The 22,040-nt window shown below is 66.3% G+C and carries 23 protein-coding genes and 1 pseudogene; 21 read left to right on the top strand and 3 right to left on the bottom strand.

Annotated elements, in window-relative coordinates:
• Positions 1-5: 5 nt before the first annotated feature.
• The 5 genes from trxB to ACWDSL_RS04030 all read left to right on the top strand — a co-directional run bounded on the left by trxB (position 6) and on the right by ACWDSL_RS04030 (position 5,594).
• Positions 6-992: a thioredoxin-disulfide reductase gene (gene trxB / locus ACWDSL_RS04050; protein ID WP_450481479.1), complete on the top strand. Its 987-nt coding sequence runs from the start codon at positions 6-8 to the stop codon at positions 990-992.
• Between the two features lie 324 nt (positions 993-1,316).
• On the top strand, positions 1,317-2,657 hold the full coding sequence (locus tag ACWDSL_RS04045) for a putative antirestriction adenine methyltransferase (RefSeq protein ID WP_450481477.1): 1,341 nt from the start codon (positions 1,317-1,319) through the stop codon (positions 2,655-2,657).
• Positions 2,658-2,659: 2 nt separating this feature from the next.
• Positions 2,660-3,373 (top strand): ParB/Srx family N-terminal domain-containing protein, encoded by a 714-nt coding sequence (locus tag ACWDSL_RS04040; RefSeq protein WP_450481475.1) that lies wholly within the window; start codon positions 2,660-2,662, stop codon positions 3,371-3,373.
• A 198-nt stretch (positions 3,374-3,571) separates the two neighbouring features.
• Positions 3,572-4,018 (top strand): hypothetical protein, encoded by a 447-nt coding sequence (locus tag ACWDSL_RS04035; protein ID WP_450481473.1) that lies wholly within the window; start codon positions 3,572-3,574, stop codon positions 4,016-4,018.
• 82 nt (positions 4,019-4,100) lie between these two features.
• Complete coding sequence (locus tag ACWDSL_RS04030; RefSeq protein WP_450481471.1) at positions 4,101-5,594, top strand: terminase large subunit domain-containing protein; 1,494 nt, start codon at positions 4,101-4,103, stop codon at positions 5,592-5,594.
• 365 nt (positions 5,595-5,959) lie between these two features.
• Here ACWDSL_RS04030 and ACWDSL_RS04025 read toward each other — a convergent pair whose 3' ends face one another.
• A complete protein-coding gene (locus tag ACWDSL_RS04025; RefSeq protein WP_450481469.1) occupies positions 5,960-6,472 on the bottom strand; it encodes a hypothetical protein in 513 nt (170 codons plus the stop codon).
• A 251-nt stretch (positions 6,473-6,723) separates the two neighbouring features.
• Here ACWDSL_RS04025 and ACWDSL_RS04020 point away from each other — a divergent pair, with 251 nt between their 5' ends.
• The 6 genes from ACWDSL_RS04020 to ACWDSL_RS03995 all read left to right on the top strand — a co-directional run bounded on the left by ACWDSL_RS04020 (position 6,724) and on the right by ACWDSL_RS03995 (position 12,074).
• Positions 6,724-8,475, top strand: coding sequence for a hypothetical protein (locus ACWDSL_RS04020; RefSeq protein WP_450481467.1), 1,752 nt, complete (start codon positions 6,724-6,726; stop codon positions 8,473-8,475).
• 618 nt (positions 8,476-9,093) lie between these two features.
• The gene (locus ACWDSL_RS04015; RefSeq protein ID WP_450481465.1) at positions 9,094-9,774 is read left to right on the top strand and encodes a hypothetical protein; all 681 of its coding nucleotides are present in this window, start codon (positions 9,094-9,096) and stop codon (positions 9,772-9,774) included.
• A 118-nt stretch (positions 9,775-9,892) separates the two neighbouring features.
• Positions 9,893-10,309 carry a head decoration protein gene (locus tag ACWDSL_RS04010; RefSeq protein WP_450481463.1) on the top strand — a complete coding sequence of 139 codons (417 nt, stop codon included), beginning with the start codon at positions 9,893-9,895 and terminating at the stop codon, positions 10,307-10,309.
• 15 nt (positions 10,310-10,324) lie between these two features.
• Positions 10,325-11,374 carry a major capsid protein gene (locus ACWDSL_RS04005; protein ID WP_450481461.1) on the top strand — a complete coding sequence of 350 codons (1,050 nt, stop codon included), beginning with the start codon at positions 10,325-10,327 and terminating at the stop codon, positions 11,372-11,374.
• Positions 11,374-11,667: a hypothetical protein gene (locus tag ACWDSL_RS04000; protein ID WP_450481459.1), complete on the top strand. Its 294-nt coding sequence runs from the start codon at positions 11,374-11,376 to the stop codon at positions 11,665-11,667. Before ACWDSL_RS04005 ends, ACWDSL_RS04000 begins: the two co-directional genes overlap by 1 nt.
• Positions 11,668-11,726: 59 nt before the next feature.
• Positions 11,727-12,074, top strand: a complete 348-nt coding sequence (locus tag ACWDSL_RS03995; protein WP_450481457.1) for a hypothetical protein — start codon at positions 11,727-11,729, stop codon at positions 12,072-12,074.
• Between the two features lie 14 nt (positions 12,075-12,088).
• Here the strand turns inward: ACWDSL_RS03995 and ACWDSL_RS03990 are convergent, their stop codons facing one another.
• Positions 12,089-12,574: an N-acetyltransferase family protein gene (locus ACWDSL_RS03990; RefSeq protein WP_450481455.1), complete on the bottom strand. Its 486-nt coding sequence runs from the start codon at positions 12,572-12,574 to the stop codon at positions 12,089-12,091.
• On the bottom strand, positions 12,556-13,458 hold the full coding sequence (locus ACWDSL_RS03985) for a hypothetical protein (protein WP_450481453.1): 903 nt from the start codon (positions 13,456-13,458) through the stop codon (positions 12,556-12,558). The genes ACWDSL_RS03990 and ACWDSL_RS03985 overlap by 19 nt, the downstream gene beginning before the upstream one ends.
• Before the next feature lie 836 nt (positions 13,459-14,294).
• On the opposite strand from ACWDSL_RS03985, the gene ACWDSL_RS03980 reads away from it, so the two are divergent.
• From ACWDSL_RS03980 to ACWDSL_RS03935, 10 genes and pseudogenes are all read left to right on the top strand, one after another.
• Entirely contained in the window at positions 14,295-14,606 is a 312-nt protein-coding gene (locus ACWDSL_RS03980; protein WP_450481451.1) for a hypothetical protein, read from the top strand.
• 198 nt (positions 14,607-14,804) lie between these two features.
• Positions 14,805-15,047, top strand: coding sequence for a DUF6302 family protein (locus ACWDSL_RS03975; protein WP_450481532.1), 243 nt, complete (start codon positions 14,805-14,807; stop codon positions 15,045-15,047).
• Between the two features lie 13 nt (positions 15,048-15,060).
• Positions 15,061-15,261 carry a DUF5999 family protein gene (locus tag ACWDSL_RS03970; protein WP_450481449.1) on the top strand — a complete coding sequence of 67 codons (201 nt, stop codon included), beginning with the start codon at positions 15,061-15,063 and terminating at the stop codon, positions 15,259-15,261.
• A 522-nt stretch (positions 15,262-15,783) separates the two neighbouring features.
• A pseudogene (locus tag ACWDSL_RS03965) lies at positions 15,784-15,963 on the top strand (helix-turn-helix domain-containing protein); the annotation flags it as partial.
• Between the two features lie 54 nt (positions 15,964-16,017).
• Positions 16,018-17,004 carry a thymidylate synthase gene (locus tag ACWDSL_RS03960; protein ID WP_450481530.1) on the top strand — a complete coding sequence of 329 codons (987 nt, stop codon included), beginning with the start codon at positions 16,018-16,020 and terminating at the stop codon, positions 17,002-17,004.
• Positions 17,001-18,044, top strand: coding sequence for a nucleoside-diphosphate kinase (locus tag ACWDSL_RS03955; RefSeq protein WP_450481447.1), 1,044 nt, complete (start codon positions 17,001-17,003; stop codon positions 18,042-18,044). The genes ACWDSL_RS03960 and ACWDSL_RS03955 overlap by 4 nt, the downstream gene beginning before the upstream one ends.
• A 797-nt stretch (positions 18,045-18,841) precedes the next feature.
• The gene (locus tag ACWDSL_RS03950) at positions 18,842-20,032 is read left to right on the top strand and encodes a radical SAM protein (RefSeq protein WP_450481445.1); all 1,191 of its coding nucleotides are present in this window, start codon (positions 18,842-18,844) and stop codon (positions 20,030-20,032) included.
• Positions 20,029-20,631, top strand: a complete 603-nt coding sequence (locus tag ACWDSL_RS03945) for a 3'-5' exonuclease (RefSeq protein ID WP_450481443.1) — start codon at positions 20,029-20,031, stop codon at positions 20,629-20,631. Before ACWDSL_RS03950 ends, ACWDSL_RS03945 begins: the two co-directional genes overlap by 4 nt.
• Complete coding sequence (locus ACWDSL_RS03940; RefSeq protein ID WP_450481441.1) at positions 20,628-21,218, top strand: AAA family ATPase; 591 nt, start codon at positions 20,628-20,630, stop codon at positions 21,216-21,218. The genes ACWDSL_RS03945 and ACWDSL_RS03940 overlap by 4 nt, the downstream gene beginning before the upstream one ends.
• Positions 21,215-21,994, top strand: coding sequence for an aldo/keto reductase (locus ACWDSL_RS03935; RefSeq protein ID WP_450481439.1), 780 nt, complete (start codon positions 21,215-21,217; stop codon positions 21,992-21,994). The genes ACWDSL_RS03940 and ACWDSL_RS03935 overlap by 4 nt, the downstream gene beginning before the upstream one ends.
• Positions 21,995-22,040 lie beyond the last annotated feature (46 nt).

The following is a 22,040-nucleotide window of genomic DNA, read 5'->3' as shown; positions in this document are numbered from 1 at the left end:
CCCCCATGCCGCAGACCGACGACGTCCGCGACGTCATCGTCATAGGCTCCGGCCCCGCCGGATACACCGCCGCCCTCTACACCGCACGAGCTCAGCTCGAGCCGCTGCTGTTCGGCAGCTCCATCTTCGTCGGCGGCTCGCTCACCACCACCACCGAAGTCGAGAACTTCCCCGGCTTCCCCGAGGGCGTCGACGGCCCGGTCCTCATGGAGAACATGCGGGCCCAAGCGGAGAAGTTCGGCGCCGAGATGATCGACGACGACATCACAGCCGTCGATCTCACCGGCGACATCAAACTGCTGACCGACTCGTCCGGCATCGTCCACCGTGCGCGGACCGTGATCGTGGCGACCGGTTCCGGCTATCGCAAACTCGGCCTGTCGCGCGAGGACGAACTGTCCGGGCGCGGGGTGTCCTGGTGCGCGACGTGCGACGGTTTCTTCTTCCGTGACCGGGACATCGTCGTGGTCGGCGGCGGGGACACCGCCATGGAGGAAGCGACCTTCCTCACCCGCTTTGCCCGCTCCGTCACCATCGTGCACCGCCGCTCTACCCTCCGGGCGTCGAAGGTCATGCAGAACCGGGCCTTCGCCGACGACAAGATCTCCTTCGCCTTCGACAGCGAGATCGCCGAAATCAAGGAGAAAGACGGCATGCTCGCCGGCATCGTCCTGCGGGACGTCTTCACCGGCACTACCCGCAACCTGGACGTCACGGGGCTGTTCATCGCGATCGGCCACGACCCGCGCACCGAGCTGTTCCGCGGCCAACTCGACCTGGACGACCAGGGCTACATCAAGGTCGCTTCCCCGTCCACGCGGACGAACCTTCCCGGCGTCTTCGCGGCCGGGGACGTCGTCGACCACACCTACCGGCAGGCCATCACCGCTGCGGGCACCGGTGCGGCCGCGGCTCTGGACGCCGAGCGCGACCTTGCCGCGCGGAAGTCCGCGGAGGCCAAGCAGGAGCAAGCGACCGTCTTGCTGCCCTGAGTACGCGACACCGCGCGGGCTCGCCCCGAGGCAGTTCCTTGCCTCCGGCTCGGGCCCGCGCCGGTGTTGGCCAGCGCCCGCAGGCCGTTGTGGCGGGCCGGGCGGTGCTTTCGGGGGCGTGGACGCCGATGCAGATACAGGCCACCTCCCTCAAGGGTGATTCCCCTGGTCGCTGGTGGATCAACGCTGAGCTCATTGAAGATATAGGTGACATTATTTCAAGTGTCTATGCTTTTCGTGTTGGCCTCCAGCACAGCGCCCGGCCTGGCACTTGTCAGGTCGGTCGCTGTTGTTCCGAACGGCCGCGCATCTAGGAGGCGAGAGATGTTCCAGGGCACCATTCCGGGCCCCATGCGCTCTATCGTGAGGGAGACCGCCAGCAGCTGGCCGCGCGGTGAGGTGTACGTCCCGTGTTGCGGCAACTTCACCATCGAACGCAGCGTGGCTGGCATGGGCTTCGAGCTGCACTCCTCGGACGTTTCCATCTACACCAGCGCCGTCGGCCGATGGCTCACAAAGCAGCCCGTCGGCATCCGCCTCCGCGAGGAGAGTGCGGAGCAACTTCATTGGCTCGCACGCTCATTGGACGACGGAGTAGGAACCGTGGCCACATTGATGCTCGGCACGCGGTTCCTTGCAAGTGTCGGTCGCGAAGGACTCTGGAACGCACGAGTCGTGCGTTCCTACCGGGACCAGTGGAAGGTCAAGCACGCCGAGACTGTCCAGCGACTGTCCGCCGCCGACGTCGAGCTGGCCTCGTACACCGTTGAGGACGTTCGCTCCTGGCTGCTGAGGGTACCTCGCGAGGCTCCGGTCTGTTCCTTTCCTCCCTTCTACGGCGGCGGATACGAGAAGCTCTATGAGCCGCTGGATACGCACTTCACCTGGGACGCACCTGAGTACGAGCCACTGTCCGACGCTGACGTCGTCGACGTCCTCGGCGCGATCACCGACCGTCCGTACTGGCTCACCGCCTCGAACCACGATTTACCTGAGCTGCACCGATACCTGCGCGGCGTAATCAAGGCCACCCCGCGCGCAGCACCCTTCTACGTCTACGCCAGCGATGCGCCGACGCGCATCGTGGCTCCACGCCAGCCGATAGAGCCGGTCAAGGCGCCACGGCTGCGCGTCGGTGATGAACTGGTCGGGCCGCTGAAGCTCGCGATGCTCAAGCCCGGCCAGTTCAACGCCCTGCGGTCGCAGTACTTGAACCCGCGCATTACCCCGGGGGCAGCCAACCTCGCCGTCGCGGTCAAGGACGGTGCAGGCAGAGTGCTCGGCGTCTTCGCGATGGCGCCGAGCAGCTACACGCCCGACGAGGCTTACCTGCTCTCCGACTTCGCAGTTGCGCCGACGGACTACCCGCGGTTGTCGAAGCTCATCGTGCTCGCGGCAACGTCCAGCGAGGCGCGACTGCTGTGCCAGAGGGCCTTTTCGCGGCGCATCAGGGCGGTGTCCACCACGGCATTCAGCAACAACCCAGTGTCCATGAAGTACCGCGGGCTGCTCCGGCTGACGAAGCGCGGCCCGTCGAACGAGGGCGGCTGGAAGTACCAGCTCCAGTACCAAGGGGCCATGGGTGAGCACACGCTTGCCGAGGCCTTGGAGAAGTGGGCGAAGCGGTGGGGCGCCCGAGTGTCGACGATGAAGACGGGAGTCTGACCATGGAGGAGACGACGCAGCTTGCCCCGCCGCAGATGGTGCAGGGCGACCCGCGCGCGCTGACCCTGCTGGACCTGAACGCCAGGTTCCTGCCGCACGAGCAGTTCCAGCAGCTGGTCGCCAACATCAAGCGGGACGGGTGCCTCACCTCGACGCCCCTGGTATGGAACGACGCTGAGAACGGGCGGCTGATCGTGCTGTCCGGAAATCACCGGACGCTCGCAGCGATTGAGGCCGGCCTGACGTCGATCTGGTGGATGCAGATGGACGAGCCGCTTCCCCGGCAGCGGCAGATTGCGCTCCAGCTCTCGCATAACGCCATCGCAGGCCAGGACGATCCGGCGATCCTCAAGGAGCTGTACGAGGAGCTGGAGTCGGTGGAGTGGCGCCAGTACACGGGCCTGGACGACAAGGCTCTGGACCTGCTGGAGAAGGTCGACGTTTCCAGCCTCGGTGAGGCGAACCTCGACTTCGCCAGTGTGCAGCTGATGTTCCTGCCCGACGAGTTGGAGCGCGCGGAGGCGGCCTTCGATGCTGCTCGGGCCACGGGCTCGGCGGACCAACGGTGGCTGGCGGGGCTGGAACAATGCGCTGGAGACCTCCCGGGCCACGTACAAGATCGGCAACAGCGCGACGGCGCTGGGCGTGATTCTCACCGTGTTCGAACGGCACCTGGGCGAACTGGCCGAGGGTTGGTTCGACGCAGCCTCGGGTGAGCCGAACCGCAAGGGCACAGCGCCGCTGGAGACGGTGTTTGGCGTACGGGAGATCCCGGTGGAGACGGCGGCCGTCGTACGAGCTGCGATCGACCGGCTCGTGCAGGACGGCACCGTGCCAGAGAACGAGCCGTGGCGGGCGTTGGACGTGTTTGCTGCTCGGGTCCACTAGAGCCGGCCGTTGGCAGGAGGTGAGCGGTGGCTGAGGGCCCCGTGGAGCCCTGGGAGCGGCAGGCAGCAGAGTCGGTCCAGGCGTTCGAGGCGTTCGCTGTGTATCGCGATCTCGGCCCTGTGCGCAGTGTCACGAAGGCGGCACAGGAGTTGCATAAATCGCGCACTCTCCTGGGGCGGTGGTCGCGGCAGTACGCGTGGGTGATGCGGGCGACGGCCTACGACCGCGAGCTGGACCGTGTGTTCCTCGCCGAACAGCATCAGGCCCGCCGCGACATCGCCCGTCGGCACGCCAAGCTGGCGCAGGCGTTCCTGGGCAAGGCTGTGGCACGGCTCCAGGCCCTCGACCCCCGCGAACTGTCCCCCCCGACCTGCTGCGCTACTTCCAGGTCGCGGCCGAGATCGAGCGGCGGGCGGTCGGTGAGGTCCCAGTGGTGGCCGACGCGGCGGTGGAGGGGCAAGGGGCTGATGTAGCTGCCCTGACGGATGAGGAGCGTCGCGCTCGGATGAATCAGCTGCGGCGTGAACTGGAGCGGCGGCTGACGGAGGAGGGGCCGTGAGTCGGGGCCGGGCGAAGCGGCGGCTGATCGAGAACTTCGCCGATCCGAGGATGATGACCCTGGAGCAGCTGAAGACCGAGGTGGCTGATCTGGTACATGCCGATGAGCTGTCGGCGCGACGCTGGGCGTGCGGAGTGCCGGAATGCGATGGGTTGCCGCACGAAGGGTGGCTGCATCACCACGCACGTGCGGCACAGCGGCAGCCATTGTGGCTGTGGACGGTGTGGATGCTGCTCACCGGGCGCGGGTGGGGTAAGTCGCGGACGGCGGCCGAGATGGTGCGGGAGTGGGCCAAGGCACCGGGGTTGCAGATCGCGGTAGTGGCGAGGAACGCCACGCTGGTGCGTGACATCTGTTTCGAATCCCCGAAGTCTGGTCTGTTGTCGGTGATCCCGCCGGAAGAGGTGGCGAAGTACAACTCCTCGCTGGGTGAGACCACGCTCCGGCTGAAGAACGGCACGTTGTTTCGTGGGTTCGGTGCAGAGACGCCGGACAATCTGCGCGGTTGGGCCTTCGACAAGGCGTGGTGCGACGAGTACGCGGCTTGGTCGCGGCACACCGCACAGGAGGTCTACGACATGCTGTGGTTCTGTCTGCGCGAGGCGGAAACCCCGCAGGTCGTGATCTCTACGACGCCGAAGCCACTGCCGCACGTGAAGCGTCTCGTGGAGCGCGGTCGGGCACAGGAGAAGGCGCACCGGGAGGGCGGCGAACCGCCGCGGATGGTGCTCACGCGGGGGCACATGCGGGAGAACGACGCCAACTTGTCCGCGGCGGCGCGTGCGGAGTTGGAGGAGGAGTACGCCGGCACTCGGCTCGGGCGACAGGAACTGTCGGGCGAGCTACTGGAGGATGTCGAGGGCGCGCTGTGGCAGGGCTGGATGCTTGAGGTCGAGGGCTTCCGGCCTCGGCCGGAGCACCTGCCCGACCTTCAGCGCCTGGTGGTGGCCGTGGACCCGGCGACCAAGAGCCACGAGAACGCAGACATGACGGCCTTCACCGTGGCCGGGCGCGGGTATCCGGTGGAGTCGATGTTCGGAGACGATCGGCCGCGTGGCTACCTTCTGCACTGCGAACAGGCTCGGCACACGCCCACACAGGCCATGCAGCGTGCGGCGAAGCTATACCACGAGCACCGGGCGGACTGCGTGGTCATCGAGGCGAACAACGGTGGCGACTACCTGCCGGCGTTGTTAGAGCAGGTGGACCCGACAGTGAACTGGCGAATCGTCCATGCGACCCGCGGGAAGCGGGCACGGGCGGCTCCGGCTGCGCAGCTCTACGAGCAGGCTCGCGTTCACCACGTCGGCCCGGCTCGGGCGTTCGCCGAGCTGGAGGAGCAGATGACGACGTTCGTTGGCCAAGGGGAGACGGAGGACTCGCCGGACTTGCTGGACTCGGCGGTGTGGGCGCTGTGGGACCTGTTCCTTGACCCGACGATGCCACCTCCTCGTGGGGGCGATGACAAGCGACTCAGCGGTCGGCGGTGAGCGCGCCACCCGCTGGTGGGAATCGGTATCTGGACTGTGGTCTGGCGGAGCCTTCCGTTTGCCGGGGCCCGATCCGGAAATGGGCCCCGGCATCGCGGTTCAGACGGAGGTGGGGTCGTCAGGGTCGCGCATCAGGTGGTGCAGGGTGCGGCGGAGCCGCGCGCGTACGCGCCGTTTCAGGGCTCGCCATGCGGTCCGCATCTTGCGGATGTATCGCCTTCTGTACCAGTCGGCGATTGGGATGAGTACCACGATGGCCAGCAGGATCGCGAGCGGGAGATGCCAACGCGGTGGAAGCGGCAGGTGCACTTCTTGGGTACCTCGCTGAGTGATGGCGGCAGCCTGCCGCCTCTTACTCGGTGAGGTCAGGCGGCAGACACACGCGTGTGGGGTAGGGCCAGGGGATCGCTGGCCAATGTGGGAGCACGAGGAACCCGCGGCGCCGCGAGGCGGATCACTCCGCATGGTGACGTATCTACGCGGGGGATGGTGCTGGTGAACTCGTAGTGGACCACGCCCAGAATCAGGTCCAACAGATCGCGCAAACGGACGATCCGCTTACTGAGGGCTACTTCCTGCTTCCACAACAGTGGATCGATGCATTGGCCCTCATCGACTGGCCGCAGACGTGGTTGTCGACGGTTGAGGGTGGTAGTGATGCCGGGAAGCCCTGAATCGGCCTCTAGCCTGGCAAGCAGGCGTTCAGTCAGTTCGTCGACAGAGATGCCGTAGTTTCGCTGCGTCTTGATCTGCTGCCAGACCCCGCTGCGCTTTCGGTCGGCGTCAAGCAGCTGAAGTATCACTTGGCCAGCAACTGCGGTCTTCCCCAACCCGGTGGCCATGGTCAGGGTGCTGTGGGGATCGATGCCAACATCCATGAGCGCGGTTGTGGCTAGGACGTTGTTCGAACGGGCGCTGACCTTGGCCAGGGAGTCCGAGTATCGGAGTCTCGGGGGGTGCGCAGGCGGCTCACCCGAGACGGTCACGGCCGCCCCACGACCGCTCCAGTGGTGGAGTGATCGTGTCGGAACGGTCTCATCGGACATGTGCGTCATGGTACTGCAGGGCTCACATGCTGCCTGGCGCGTTCGATGTCACTGATGGTTCCGGCGTTGTACAGCGTGAACGAGTGCTGATCACCTTTTGGTTCGGAGCTACGCTGTGCGGTGGCGTGGGGGCCGAACTTCCTGGAGCGGACGTGGGCCTGCGCCAATTCGTTATCGACGCCTGGTCATGGCTGAACTACAAGCCGGTCATGGCCGATGCCAGCCGCCAAGCGAGCCGATCATTTCCCGAACTTGCGGCATCGTGGCTACCCCCGCATGAGATGCGACGGCTCGCGGCGTACAAGGTCTTGGCGAGTTATGACAACAACCAGGCCGGGCAGCTCGCGGCGGCCTCGGGGGACGAATTGGCGCTGGAGCGGCGCGAGCTCGGCGACGCGGCGAACTTGGTCGATACGGCGCTCGGCTACCTGCTCGGCTCGGACCAGCAGATTGCCGTGGCGGGAGCTGAGCGCGCCGACGAGGAGGTCCCCGAGCCGGGCGCGACAGAGGCCGCGGCCGCGCAGGAGCGGTTGCGGAAGTGGGCAGATCAGGAGCTGCTGACGCTCCGGGTACAGCAGGCGGAGCGCGCTGCTGTGCTGCTGGGCGACAGCGTGTACGCGCGGGCATGGAACCCGGAGAAGCAGCGTCCAACACTGAGGGTGTACGACCCCGGTTTCTACTTCCCGCAGTGGGAGGACGACCGGGACCAGGACTTTCCGAGCAGGGTTCATCTGGCGTGGGAGCTACCGGAGGACGAGGAAGCGGGGCTGAAGGCCAGGGTGCGCCGTGTGACGTACGAGCTGGGGCCAATCTCTGAGGGCGACGTGCATGTTGTGCGTGAGTACCCATGGCAGCCGGGCCAGTCGTCGAACATGACGTGTTTCCTGACGGATGCCGAGTGGCTGCTGGAAGACCTGAAGCGTGGGGAGACACTGGATCGGTTGCCGATGGACAAGGCGGCGTTTCGGGTGCGGCCAGACGGCACGGAGCTGAACCGGCTGGACCTGCTGATCGACTTCTTGCCGGTCATCCACATCACGAACACTGTCCCGGAGAGCGGGGAGCACTGGGGCCGGTCGGCGATCGCCCGCGTGCTCCAGGGCTTGGACGAACTGGCCGCGACCGACTCGGATAGCTCGGCCGCTTCCGCGACGACGGGCACCCCGATCATCGGGCTTGCCGGGGCTCGGCTGCCGGTCGACCGGGCGACGGGCAGGCCGGAGAAGTTGAAGGTGGAAGCGGGCGCGGTGTGGCAGCTCGGTGAGTCCGGGCGTATGGACGCGCTGGACACGTCGCCCCAGCTGGCGGAGCTGCGCGCGCGGGTGGAGCATCTGTTGGACCGGATCGCGTCGAACTCGCGGATCACAGCAGCAGGATTGGGCATGCTGGATGCCTCGGAGGTGCCCTCGGGGTACGCGTTCAAGCTGGCGCTTGCGCCGTTGGATGCACTGGTGGGCGCCATGCGGCTGGTCAGGGAACACAAGTACCGGCTGTTGTTCAAGTTCGTACAGCGGCTGTACCAGGCCGGCCGAGCCGAGGGGTGGACGGCCAGGGAGTCGTTCTCGGTGCGATTGACGTGGGCACCGCACACGCCCACCGACCGCGCCGCAGTGCTGGACGAAGTCGTTAAGGCGTACGGGGCGGGGGTGCTCTCGTTGGAGACGGCGGTGCAGACGCTCTTGGACGCGGGCTATCGGATCAACGACGCGTCGCAGGAGGTGGCGCGTATCCAGGCGGCGGTGCGGCAGGATGTGCAGGTTCCGAAACTGGAGCAACCTGCTGCGGCCACCACCGACGAAGCGTCTGAGGTTACGAGGGTGCTTCCGGATCCCTGACCCCCAACGAGCGTTAAAGGATGGGGCGGCGATGACGCGTAAAACTCAACGGGCCCCCGTTGGATCGTCTAGGCTTTCGGTGTCCGTCAAGTTATAAGCGTCAGTTGTGCCGCCACACGATTGACCGAAGGTGGGGGCCGACCGCCAACGGCCCGACCACATTGCTCCAAGACGCGAGCCAGTCGCGCCCAGCGTAGACAGCGGGGCCCTGCTCCGTGACCAGAGCAGGGCCCCTTGGGGAGCGGCCTTTCAGCGGCTGGCGACCATGGCGATTAGAGCGCCATGGTCGCCAGCTACAGCGCCATGTCCAAAAGCTTGGCCGTCACCGCTGAGGCGATTGCTCCAACGATGATCAAGGCCAACTCGCGTCGCCCGAGCTTCTCGACCAGTTCCCCTAAATGCCGTCGCATCGGCTACCTCCACTGAATCGCGCCGGACCTGGTGTCCGGGGGCAGGTGCGGCAGAGGAGGCGCCGTGCCGTGGCACGCGGTCAGAGTACGCGTAGTTGCTGCCGCCCGGTGGCCAGTTCGGCAATTGTGCGCTAAGGGGTTGGCCTTCGTGCTGCGCAGGAGAGCTACACTGATCGGCAGCGCGGGGGCGCGCACCAGGAGGAGTTGCATGGTCTGGCCCTTGCCGACTCGCCGTCCTGTCGGCTACCGCCGCGATGGGCGGCCGATCTACCCGATTCTCGGTGCCTCCTCGGAGGACGAGGCGAGCGAGCGACTGGACGATGCGGGCGATGTGGAGCCCGCCCAAGTGACGGTAACCCAGGAACGCCTCGGCAAGTTGTTGACTCGGGAGAAGCAGCAGGGCGAGCGGGCCGCGATCAAGCGTCTGCTGGCGACTCTCGGGTTCGAGAATCCGAAGGACCTCACGCAGTTCGTGACGGCACAGCGTGAGGCCGAACAGGCTGCTCTGTCGGAAGTCGAGCGGCGAGAGCAGGCCGCAGCGGAGAGAGAGTTGCAGGCCACTCAACGCGAGGAGGCCGCTGCCGAGCGGGAGCGTGCGGCGATACGACGCGCGGTGCTGGTGGCGCTGGGAGCCAAGGGCGATGACCTTGCAGACGCCGAGCGGCTGCTGGCAACAGACGATGAGGCCGACGAGGCCCAGGTCGCGGCGGCAGGGGAGGCGCTGCGAGTACGACGTCCCGAGCTGTTCGGTGATGTACGCACCCCGGTGTCGGCGGCGCCGGACGGTGCCCCAGCTGGTCGGGGGCCGTCACGTACGGCGCCAGCACGTCGGCCGGGTTCGTCCGGGCTGGAGATGGCCCGGCGACGGGGCCTCGTCGCCACCGAATAGCAGAGGACCGGCCTGCTGAGCAGCAGGTAGAGGGGACCACGCCCCTGACTCCCGTGGACGGCACCGCCCTCATGTGCGGTGTGCGGACAGTAACCCGCATTCGTCCATAGGAGACGGCATGACCATTCAGCCCGTGACGACTTCGGAAACCCTGATCGCCAACCGCGAGTGGCTGGCGGCACTGCACGGGACCGACTCGACCGACAGCATCACCCTCGATCTGAACCTGTTCACCGAGGGCGTGCACTACCAGTGTGGTGATGGGTGCGAGCCTTATGGCCGGGTGCTCTCCGGTGTGCCGGTCGGGAAGGTCACCGAGAGCAAGCTGTACGGGCCGTACGATCCGGATGCGGTGTGCGGCCGGCAGGTTCTCCGCGGCTTCGTGTTCGCCGAGGTCCCGTTCGCACCGGGGCAGACACGGATTCCGGCCGCACTGCTGTGGCACGGGTCGGTGCGCTCGGCGAAGGTTCCGGGCGGCATCGACGTGTCTCAGGTCGCCTGGCACCCGCGGGGTGCGCAGATCCGCTTCGTGTAAGCGGGGGCGTGCGCTGTGACGATCCAGGACCTGTTGAAGGACGTCTCGGTGGCGGACCTCACGACGTTTGCGCGTGCGGTCCCCTCGCCGAAGGACTTCCTCCTTACGCAGACGATCTTCCCAACACGGGAACTGCCGGAGGTCAAGTGGCGGGTTAGGGACTCCGGCCGGTACGTGAACGTCGCGAAGTACCGCAGCTTCGATGCCAGCGTTCCGTTCGCGACCCGCGAGGCGTGGCAGACCTCCCGCGAGGGCGCGCTGCCCGCGCTCGGGCAGAAGCTCGTGGTGGGCGAGCAGGAGCAGATCCTGCTCGAAGCCTCGCGCGGCTCGGATCAGGATCGGCTGATCGAGCTGCTGTATGACGACGTCGAACGGCACGTCGAGGCGATCCGCTCTCGGCTGGAACTGGCCGCCGGTGATGTCCTTGCGGACGGCCGCTTCTCGCTCGTGCAGGAGAACGGCCTGACGCTGGAGGTGAACTGGAACGTCCCGGCCGAGAACATGCCGGTCGCCGCCCGCCCGTGGTCCGATCCTGCGTCCGATCCGATCGCCGATGAGCTGCGGTGGATTCAGCACCTGGACGACATCGGCGCCCCGGAGCCGGAGCTGGTGCTCACCAGCCGGAAGGCGTTCAGCTACCTCGCGGCGAACAACGCCTATCGGGCCGCGTACTACGGGTCGGTGAACCCGTCGACGACGCCGACGGCCACGCTGACCCCCCAGCAGATCAACGTGGTGCGCGGCAACTACAACCTGCCGCCGATCCAGTTCTACAAGGCGCAGGTCAGGGTCGACGGCAAGCCCCGCAAGGTGCTGCCCGAGGACCTGTGGATTCTGGTGCCGCCGGAGCGGGAGAAGTGGGCGCAGACCATGCTCGGTGTGACGGCCGAGGCGCTGGTTCTCTCTCGCGGCACCAACCCGGAGATCATCAGGGAGGACGCGCCGGGCTTGATCATCACCCGTGGTGTGCAGGATGACCCGGTTCAGATCTGGACCAAGGGCGCCGCGGTCGGCATGCCGGTCATGCACACCCCGGACGCGCACATCGTCGCGAAGGTGCTGTGATGCCGGTGCGCCGTCTGGTCGCCGCTGTGTATGTGAAGGACCCGTCCACGTGGAAGGACTTGGTCCTGCTGCCAGGCGAGAGCCCGGCCCCGGAGATCGCCGCGCTGGTGACGAACCCGGATGCCTGGGATACGCCGCCAGAAGAAGCGGAAGAGGCTGAGCTGCGGTCGGTCGCTGTCGGCGAGCCGGACCCGACTGCGGGCGTGGCCGAGGTGGCGGACGAGAAGGGCGAGGCCGACGGAGGCGGCGCGAAGAAAGCACCGTCGCGGCGGCCGCGCTCGTCCGCTTCGTAATACGCTCGCCCGCACGGCCCGGAGCCGGTCCCCCGTTCTGGCTCCGGGCCGTGCCTCACGTGAGGGATGTGAACCTGGTGGACGAATTCCAGCGGTCCTGGCTGCTCGCCCAGCTCGGCCCGGAGACCGACCCGGCGGACCTGGAGCGCCGGTTTTTCCGGCTGCGGTCGGTACGCGCGGTCGCGCTGGAGGTACTGGGCGAGCGGCGTGCGAGGCTGCTCGCCGACCCGCTGAAGGTCTCCGTAGACGGCGTGGTGACCATGGACCTGCAGGAGAACCTGCGCGGAATCGAGCGGCAGATCGACGCCGTACGACAGGCGCCAGGCCCAGATGACCCGGAGGGCGAAGTCGCCGATGGCGCCACCCTGGCGACCACGTTGATGGTGTCGACACGCCACTACCGGTAGAAGGAGTTCTTTGTTCAGCGGAGATCGAGCACCATGACGTCATATAGTGGGGAATCCGGGAACGGCAACCTTTCCCCAGCGTGCCGATAGCCCCACTTCTCATACATTGTCCTGAGTCGCGGGCGCTCCCGACGGACCAACAGTTGTGCGCACTGCTCTTGACGATGACTTATCAGCTCAGAGTGCATCACCTGGGAAATACCTCGGCGACGCCACTTCTGTCGAAGCATGTTCTCGCACAACTTGAACGTGACCCCATCACGGTCCGCAAACCCGTAGGTGAAACCTGCGACCTCTTCGCCAACCTCGGCGATCACGCAGGCCCAGCCTGGAGCGGAAGTATGGCCCTCCAGTCGCTCTTCAAAACGTTCCATCGAGAAGAATGGATTGGTTTCGATATCGTCCGCATACGCCTCGGAATACACATCCAGTATGGTGTCTCGGATATCCTGCAACCGTTCGCGGGTGTAATAGACAGTCGTCAGCAGGTCTGCGGACATTTCGCCACCGCCTCGTATCGGTCGGAGAACTCCGCAGCCCCTACCGGGCTGCGGACGAGCAGGTCATCGCGGAGTTGCCGCAGTCGCTGGCCGATGCGAGGGCTTCGGACCTCAGACAAGAGGGCAAGCGCATTGTTCCCGGCGGCGATAGCCGCTTCGAGCTCGCCAGCAGCAACCAAACTCCGGCCTAGGCGTACATGGGCCGCCAGGTGATTCCTCCTCAGTGAGGTTGACTGGACAAAGGTCAGAGCCTCGCGGGCTGCATCTACCGCACTTCCGTACTGACGCAGGTCCATAAAGCACAGTGCTGTGGCGCTGGATACCTCGCCAGCGTTGAAAAAGCCTAGCCAGCGTTGTGGCTCGGCGGGCTCGCGGTCCAGGTCTTGCTCGGCCCGGAGTAACGAACGGCCGCACCAGCCCCTCTCGCCAGATACTGCATGCCCTTGGGCGACGCGGGTGTGCAGCAGTGCCGAGAGCTGCCCATCTCGACGTCCTCTGGTTTCATCCAATGCCGTCCGAGCAATTGCTACCGCTTCGCTCCCGTGGCCTAGCATGTATGCCTGATGAGACATGGAAGACCAGATCCGGGCCTGGAGTAGCTTATTCCGGGCCAGAATGGCGTAGCGCAGCGCCGTGTTCCACCAACTTCGGGCTACGTCATGTTGGCCGGCATCGAACGCGAACCAGCCAGTACTGGTGGCTATCTCGCCCAGCGCCTGGTAGAGGCGTTTTTGGACGTTGCCGCTGCAGGTGCAGCGATGGGCGTTGTTTTCGACGTATTTGATGTAGCGGGTCGTGATCTCGACTAATTGGGCCCCCCCGTGCCGGTCGTCGATCTTGTGGAGCTTCGCAGTTGCGGCCTGGATGCGGTGGACGTCGGCCATGCCAAGTCGGCCAGCGTCAGGCATGGGTGGGAGGGCGAGGACGCCTCCGGTGAGGCCGAGGACGAATTGCCGGCGGAGCACGGGCGGTTCCTGGAGCTGGAGGGGTGTTGATGGTTGAACCGTAACCCCGGCGAGCCCTGTTGCGGGAGGGAGGAACCCCAGTTCGGCAGCTGATCGGCTGAAGATGGTCTCAAGTGCGAGGCGGCTGTGGTCGCGTGGCCAGGTCACTTGTCCTGATAACCATCGACGCACATGACGTGCAGCGCATTTCCCCGGCGTGCCACTGAGGCGTTCCACGGCGGTGTTCACCGCCTCGGCCAGGCCCTCGTGTGTGAATCCATACTCAGCCATGAGCTGTCGAAGGATGGCGTTCGGTAGGAGTTGGTCGGGCATCGGCTCTCCCTGCGGCGACGCCAGACACAGTAGCCAAGTGGTGGCAGAACGTGAAGAAAAGTGTCCTCGTCGCGTGAAGTAGACGGCGCCTGACTGTCCTTTCTCAGGTAAGCCCCACGGCGAGACGCTGGGTTGGCCGCAGGGTCACCTCCGTGGTCCTGAACAGCCGTGGAGCGCAGCATGACTACCAGAGCCGAATCGTGGACGCCGCCCAGGAGACTCCCGTGATGGCATCCACTTGGCCTCCGAGCCTTCGTGATGGGCCGGGAATGGCGCACGTGTACGCATACCTGCTTCGATGGCCGATCTGGATCGAGTCCCAGCGAGTTGGACCTGAGCAGGTCGCCAACGTGGTCGCGGAGCACCGACATCCGTCCCTGACGTCGGCCTGTAGGGGATTCGATGCCGTGCGGGTCCCGTATGCCGCGGGAAGGCACGCGCTTATGACCGCCGAACGGAAGGGGGCGGTTCCGTGTTTTCGCGTCGGCCGCCACGCCTTCACTTTCCTCGTCGAGCCCGGCACCGGGGACAGCGTTGCCGACCTGGTTGGTTCCGGTCTCGAGGTTCTGTCTGGCGACAACGCCAGGATTGAGCTGCCTCCGACTGCTGGAGTGCACTGGGACACGCCCCCGTGGCGCGTCGAGGCGGCGCAAGCTGTGGAACTGCGTGCCGCTGGCGATTTGCGCAAGACCCTGGTCGACGCGTTGCACCTGTACCCCGCCCAGGAGGTGAGTGGTGACAGGCACGGCTCTTGACGGCACTGGAAGGCGTAGAACACAGAAAGTCGTCCCCTGGACACCTCCACTGGACACGGAATCCCCCGAGCGCATCCTGACCAAGCTGCAGACCTGGACGCCTGTCGATTGGGAGGCGGCCTTCGAGGACCTGGCCAGCTTCCTGTATTGCCAGGCGCCTGAGGGCAGCAAGACGGGGGAACTCGCTGCTTCACAGACCTGCGGCTGCACTGGTCTCCATACCGCGATGCCTCTCACGTGGTCGAGTGGGGTGAAGTGGCGCCCACGTGTGGCGAAGCCGTTCGCAACTGCTTCTACGGCTACAGCGACACCATGAGATCGCCTATCTCCTCCATCGCGGCCAAGCGCAGAACCGAGATTCCCTCTTCGACGTGGCCTTTCCGGTCCCCCGCTGGTTGTGGCCCCGTCGAAGAGGGGCCGTACCCGCCCCGACAGATCTGAGAGGAGAGCGGCCATGTGCCGGCACGATCCCCCATGCCCCACCGGCGAGGAGCCCGATCATCAGGCGGCTCGACTCGTAGCGCATCACCCGGAGCAGGGTTGGAGCCTGTTCTCCAACGGTGTCGTGAGTTTCGACGACACGGGCGCCCTGGGTCCGGGTGGCGAGATTATCCTTCCTCACCGCCCGGTCACTTCCGAAGAGGCAACCGCGTGAGCTTACGCCAGTTCTACTGGAATGGGTTGCATGTGCCTTTCATCTCGCCCTGGTCGGGCGAGACGGTGCTTCCGGGCACCATCGTTCGGGGTCGCAGTATCGGTGGTGAGGGGATCGGCTACCAGGACGAGGACAGCAGGGTCGACCGCAAGGCGGGTGTCTTGTGGGTCAGGTATTCGGCCGTGCGCGGAGTCGGCCAGCCTTTGCTCGCCCGTGTGCACGCCTTGCGGCAGAGGCAGGCGATGAATCGCATGCTGTGCCAAGTCTGCGGCAGGTCCACTGTCGGCCGACACGATGAGCGGCATCTGTTCTTGGTGCGCGCCGCGACAGGGCAGCCTGTAGGGAAATTTCCAGGCTGCTTAAATGCTAGACACCCGCCTCTGTAGGACCGCCGATTTCAGCGATTTCCAAGCGGGTCCGCCAGTGGGCGGGACACCTAGCACGGGTGAAGTCGAGAGCTCGCGTCCGGCGTAACGGACCTCGGCGGGCCTCAATCGCACCATCCAGAGAGAATTGAGGAAGATGGAGAAGCTGAAAAAGGGTGCCCGAATCACAGGTGGCGACCGCGAAGAACTCGCGAAAGAGATGAAGGGGAAATATGACTTAGGTGCCGGTATGCGGGAATTGGCTAAAGAGTACGGTCGCTCTTTCGGCTTTGTGCAGAAGCTGCTTGACGAAGCCGGTGCGGATCGTCGCCACCGTGGTGGGGCAGCGCAGGCGAAAACGCCCTCACTCACAGCCCCTGGATACCCCGGCATCGAGGGGGCCTACCTGGCTCTGCTGAGGCAGGTCTCCGAGGGGCACGAGCACCGCATCGCCCCGCGAGGCAACACGGCCCACGAGGTGATCGGCGTGGGCTTCCGCCTGCCGAACCCGCGCGAGCGGCTGCCCTACCTTGCACAGCGCAAGATCAACCCTGTCTTCCACTTCGCTGAGGCACTTTGGTACCTGGCTGGCCGCCGGGACCTGGAGCTGATCGGCTACTACGCGCCCTCGATGAGTTCCAGCTCCTCCGATGGTGTCCACCTCGGCGGGTCGGCGTACGGGTACGCCCTTTTCAACCCTGCCGAGGGCGAGACCGTCTCGCCCTTCGACCGTGTCCTGGAGCTGCTGCGCACCGAGACGGACAGCAAGCGCGGATACCTCCCGGTCTTCGCCGCCCGCGAGCTGGCGATCCCCGACAACCCGGACATGGCGTGCCTGGCCGGTCTCCATCTCCTTCCACGCGACGGACACCTGCACATGGTGTGCAACATGCGGGCCAACGATCTGGACTGCGGGCTGCTGTCGGACGTGTTCTCCTTCACCACTCTCCAGGAGTACGCGGCCATCCAGCTCGGCCTGGAACTGGGCACGTACACGCACTTCATCGGCTCAGCGCACGTCTGCGACCGCAACGCCGAGCGCGTCAAGCGGGTCCTGAACGAAGCGCACATCCAGCGCAGCCGTCCGCACTTCCCCTTCCCTGCGATGCCGACGAACACCACGCTGGCGACACTCGCGCGCGTCCTCGAGCACGAAGAGGTGCTGCGTACGAACAAGGCCCACTACAGCGCCGCCCGCATCAAGGGCTCTGGCCTGGAGCCGTACTGGCAGCAGATCCTCCTCCTGTTCGAGGTCTACCGGCAGATCCAGCACGACCAGGCCGACGTCGTGAGCCCGGACGTGCTCGACGCTCTGGAGCCGGGCTTTCGCTGGCTCGTCCGCCACCGCTGGCCCGCCTGCGCTGGGGGCGACCGGTGAACAGGAAACCGCCGAGCGGCGCCGTTGTAGCGGGCATCGACTTCGACCGGTGGGCCGTCATCTTGTGCAAGCCGGATGCCGTCGAGCGCGGCCTGGTTGACGCTGTCCTGGACCGGATCGCCGCAGATGGTGTCACCGTGTCGGGCCGCCTGGATGTCACGGCCCAGGCGTGGCAGGCGCACGTCGTCTACCGCGACCTGCTCGCGCATGCCAAACACGCGCCCCGCGACATCCCCTCCTGGCTGGACGACATGTACACCGACCGTCCCGTGGCTGTGGCGCTCGCGCACGGCGAGCCAGGCATCCATGCGCGGCTGCGTCAGCTCATCGGCCACACCGACCCGACCCGGGCCGCGCCTGGCACGATCCGCAGCGACCTCGGGGAAGACAGTCTGGCGGCCGCGCTCGCCGAGAAGCGCCTCGTGCGCAACCTCGTCCACACCAGCGACGACCCAGAAGCCGCCCGCCGCGACTTCGGGACTTGGAACCGCAGTGCGCACCGCAGCACCGACGCCCCCGACTTCGACCGATGTGTCGTCATCTTATGCAAGCCAGATGCTGTTGAGCGCGGCCTGGTTGACGCCGTCCTGGACCGGATCGCCGCGGCCGGTGTCACGGTGTCGGGCCGCCTGGATCTGACCGTCCAGGCGTGGCAGGCCCACATCCACTACTGGGACCTGCTCGTGGATGCCGACTGGTTCCCCGACCGCGACATCCCCGCGTGCCTGGACGCGATGTACGCCAGTCGCCCCGTCACGGTGGCACTGGCCCACGGGGAGCCGGGCGTGCATGACCGCCTTCGACAGCTGCTTGGGCACTTCGACCCGACCCGGGCCGCGCCGGGCACGATCCGCGGCGACCTCGGGGAGGACAGTCTGGCGGCCGCACTCGCCGAGAAGCGCCTCGTGCGCAACCTCGTCCACACCAGCGACGACCCGGATGCCGCCCGCCGCGACTTCGGCACCTGGTTCGGCGCCAATCGCCGCGCCCTGCTCACCCTGCCAACCGCCCCGCGCCAGCGCACGTCCTTCGAAAACTGACCGCAGCCGTTAGCCAGGCGTAGAAAATCGCGCGACTGACCGCTGCTGCGTGCCCGTCCCCTTGCTTGCCTGCGGTACGAATTATCCAACAGAGCCCCCCCCACCCCGGTTAGCTGCTTGGGAATGCGAGCGACCGGGATGGGCGCAATCACCAGAATAAGAAAGGAAGAGAAAGTCAAGATGAGGAACCTGATCAGGAAATTGACTGCATTGTCGTGCGCCGGTTGCTCGTGGTGCGGCGGCTCGTGCTGGGTGACGGACCCCAGCGGCACGCGGTGGCCCTGCATTGAGTGTAACCCTCAGTAGCAGGGAAGGCTTTCGGTCGAGCCCGGCCAGTTATCCGGATGCGGCGGACAAGAACACGTCCACGAGCTTGTCCGCTGCATCCGGGCATGCGTGAGCCCTGATCGCGGTCACCATCGCCTCCCGCCGCGCCGAAGGCTCTGGCGCCTGGCTGACGTCCGCGCTCGTCGCCCCCGCATCCGCCGATATCTCGCTGCGGCCAAGCGGGCGTCGCGGCGCTCGCCGAGGAGTTCGGGGTGCGCTCGCGGGGTCAGTAGCAGCGGAGCCCGCTCAGTGCGCTTAACTTTGGTTTGGCCGACACCAAGAGAGCATGCCCAGATTTGCGACCTCGTTTCGACCGAAACAAAGTCACAGGCCGGTTTTCTCCGGCTCGCCTACGTGCCTGAAGACCCTTTGGATAATTTCAAGGCACGGCCCCTCGGGGGCACTTGACGAATTTACCTTCGCCCGATTCCGGACCGTAAATACCCCTTCCTCTCGAACCGGAGGCCGCCATGAGCGAACCTGTCCCGTTTCAGCACCGCTCCTTACCGATCCTCGCCCCGGAGAAGATCGGTGAGCTGAAGCCTGCCCTGGCGGACGTGATCGAGTACCGCAAGTCTGGGCTCTCCCTGAACTGGATCATCGGCTGCCCGCTGGAGTGCGGGTACTGCGTCCGGCATCTCTTCGACAACTTCGAGATGAAGTTGCCCCGTCGGCTGATGAGCGATCAGGCAGCGGTCAGCGCATTGGTCGATCATCCCTACTTCCGGCCGCACAAGACGCCCATCCAGCTCCTCAACCGGGCGACGGACCCCATGCTGCCGGCCGTCAAACCGCACCTGTTCACCGTGCTGCGGAACCTGGACGACCAGGGCCTGACCAACCACGTTCTGGTCATCACCCGCTGGCGCGTCGAGCCCGAGGACTGCGCCGTCCTCAACAGCTTCAAGCACCTGCGCCTGACCGTCCTGGTCACCCACTCCGGCATCGACAACGAGGCCATCGAGCCGGTGGACTCCGACATCGCGGCCGCGAGCCTGCGCATCCTCTACGAGCACGCCGAGCGGTACCGCACCATCTTGTACTGGCGCCCGATCGTGCCCGGACTCAATGACAGCGATGCACACCTGGCGCGGGCACGCGAGTTGTCGGAGCACGCCCACGCCACCGTCTTCACCGGCCTGTTCTTCCGCCAGGAGATCGCCGCGTACTACCAGGTGCACGGGCTGCCCATGCCGTACGAGGACACGGCCCGGCGCAAGATCATGCCCGCGGCAGCCGAGCAGCGGGTACTCGACTACTTCCACACGCCCGACAACGTCTCCGCTCCGTTTGGGGCACTGTTCCGCAAGACGTCCTGCGGCGTGGCCTACGCCCACCAAGAGGCCGACTACAACGGCCACTACGGCATCAGGGAACTGTGCGACATCTGCCCCCGGGACCAGCTCGCGCTGTGCAAGGCGGCCTGGGTCAAGCCCGACCTCGCCCACGTCACCGAGGAGGCCCGAGCCCTTGGCGCGGCCGGGCCCGTTGAGATCGCTGACCGGGCCATCATCGTGGAGGGCCTGGACGAGCCGCCGCGCTACTACCTCCAGCACGGGTTCGGCTTCCAGTGCCACGACCGCGAGAAGCCTCACCACTACCGCCAGCACGGCCGCGCCCCCATCGGCTGGCCGGCGGGGAACGGAACACCTGCACCATGAACTTCGCCACCTGGCCCGCACTGCTCGTCGTCGATGTGGAAGGCAACGGCACCACCCCGCCCGACCTGGTCGAGGTCGCAGCCCTTCCCATTCGCGGCGGCGGGCCGGACACGAGCACGGCCGGGGCGTGGCTGATCCGCCCGCCCCGGCCCGTCACCCCCTTCGCAGCCCGGGTACACGGCCTGACCAACGAGACACTGGCGAACTCACCCAGGTGGGAGGAGATCGCCGACAAAGTCCACGAGCTCCTAGGAGAGGCGTGGATCTGCGCCCACAACGCGCATATCGACTACCGCGCGCTGAAAGCGCACCTGCCGAAGTGGGAGCCGACCGGAGTCCTGGACACGCTCCGCCTCGCCAAGGCCACGTACAAGGACCTGCCCGGCTACCGCCTCGACGACCTGATCAAGCACACCAAGCCGGACCTCACGGCCGCGCCTGCCCAGCGGCACCGTGCCACCTACGACGCCTACGCCACAGCACAGATCCTCATGGCCATGGCCGCCCACTACGAGACCTGGGATCAACTCGTCGCCGCGGCCGTACCCCCCGGCCTGCCCGGCGCCCCCGAACCCGAAAAGGACCCCACTCTGTGGTGACCCCACCCATCCGTATCGGGGTGCTCGGCACCCACTCCACCGGCAAGACCACCTTGCTCAAGCGAATCCAGATGGAGCTGCGCGGCCACGGTCTCACCGTGGCCCGCACGGGCCGACTCGCCAAACGTGCCGCCGCCATCGGCCTCCCGAAGATGCAGCACCACACCACGGCGTCCACCGAGTGGATCATCACCCAGGGCATCGCCGACGAGATCACGGCCGCGGCCCAGGGCGCCGAAGTCATCCTCGCGGACCGCGCCTCCTTCGACGCCCTCGCGTACTACCACGCCGCCCTGGAGTACCGCGGTGAGCACCCTCACCGGCTGGAAAGGGAACGGCTGCGGCTGCTGGCCTCCACGCAGGCACCGAAGTATCACCTTCTCCTCGCCACCGTGCTGGACACGGACGTACCGGTCGATCAGAGCCACGACTACAACCCCCGCTACCGCACACTGGTCGACCGCCACGTCCATGCCCTTCTCTCTGACGACGCGATCCCGCACCAGCGGGTCACCAGCGACACCCACAGTCAGGCACACGCCATCGAACGCGCACTCCAGCTCTGCCTCCAGGAGGCCCCCGTATGACCGTCGCGCCGCCCGCGGGCACCATCACCATCGCCGGGAAGACCGTCTCCCGCCTCGGCTTAGGCACCATGCGCCTGACCAGCCCCGGCATCTGGGGCGACCCAAAGGACCGCGACACCGCGATCAGCGTGCTCCGTCAGGCCGTCCACACCCACGGCATCACACACATCGACACCGCGGACGCCTACGGCCCCCACACCGTCGAGCACCTGATCCACGATGCCCTCCACCCCTACCCCGAACACGTCCTGATCGCCACAAAGGTCGGCCTGCTCCGCCCCGCCCCGAACGTGTGGACCCCGCACGGCCACCCCGCCTACCTCCGGGCCTGCGTCGAAGCGAGCCTGCGCCGCCTCGGCCTCGAACGGCTGGAGCTCTGCTACCTCCACCGCATCGACCCACAGGTGCCGCTTGACGACCAAATCGCCGTCATGCAAGCCCTGCAGGACGAGGGCAAGATCGGGCACATCGGCCTGTCGAAAGTGACCCCGGAGGACATCCGCATGGTGCGCAAGAAGCTCACCATCGCGGCCGTGCAGAACGTCCTCAATATGGCCGACCGACATGACCCGACCCTCGAACTGTGCCGAGATCTCGGGATCCCGTACGTGCCATACCGCCCGCTCAGGGCCGGGAACCTCGCACATCAAGCGGATATCGGTGTTGCTCTGCACTGGTTGTTGCAGCTTGGTGACCACATTGCACCGATCCCTGGTACCAGCTCGCCCAAGCATTTGCGTGAGCTCGTGAGTGCTGTAAGTAGTGCGTGGGCGTGATGCACGCGCCCATGTCGTCCAGGTCCACCACCATCCGGCTGGCTCG

This window comes from Streptomyces sp. NPDC000941, assembly GCF_053599555.1.
Note: the sequence above shows the minus strand (reverse complement) of the source record. Positions and strands in the feature narration are given on the sequence as shown.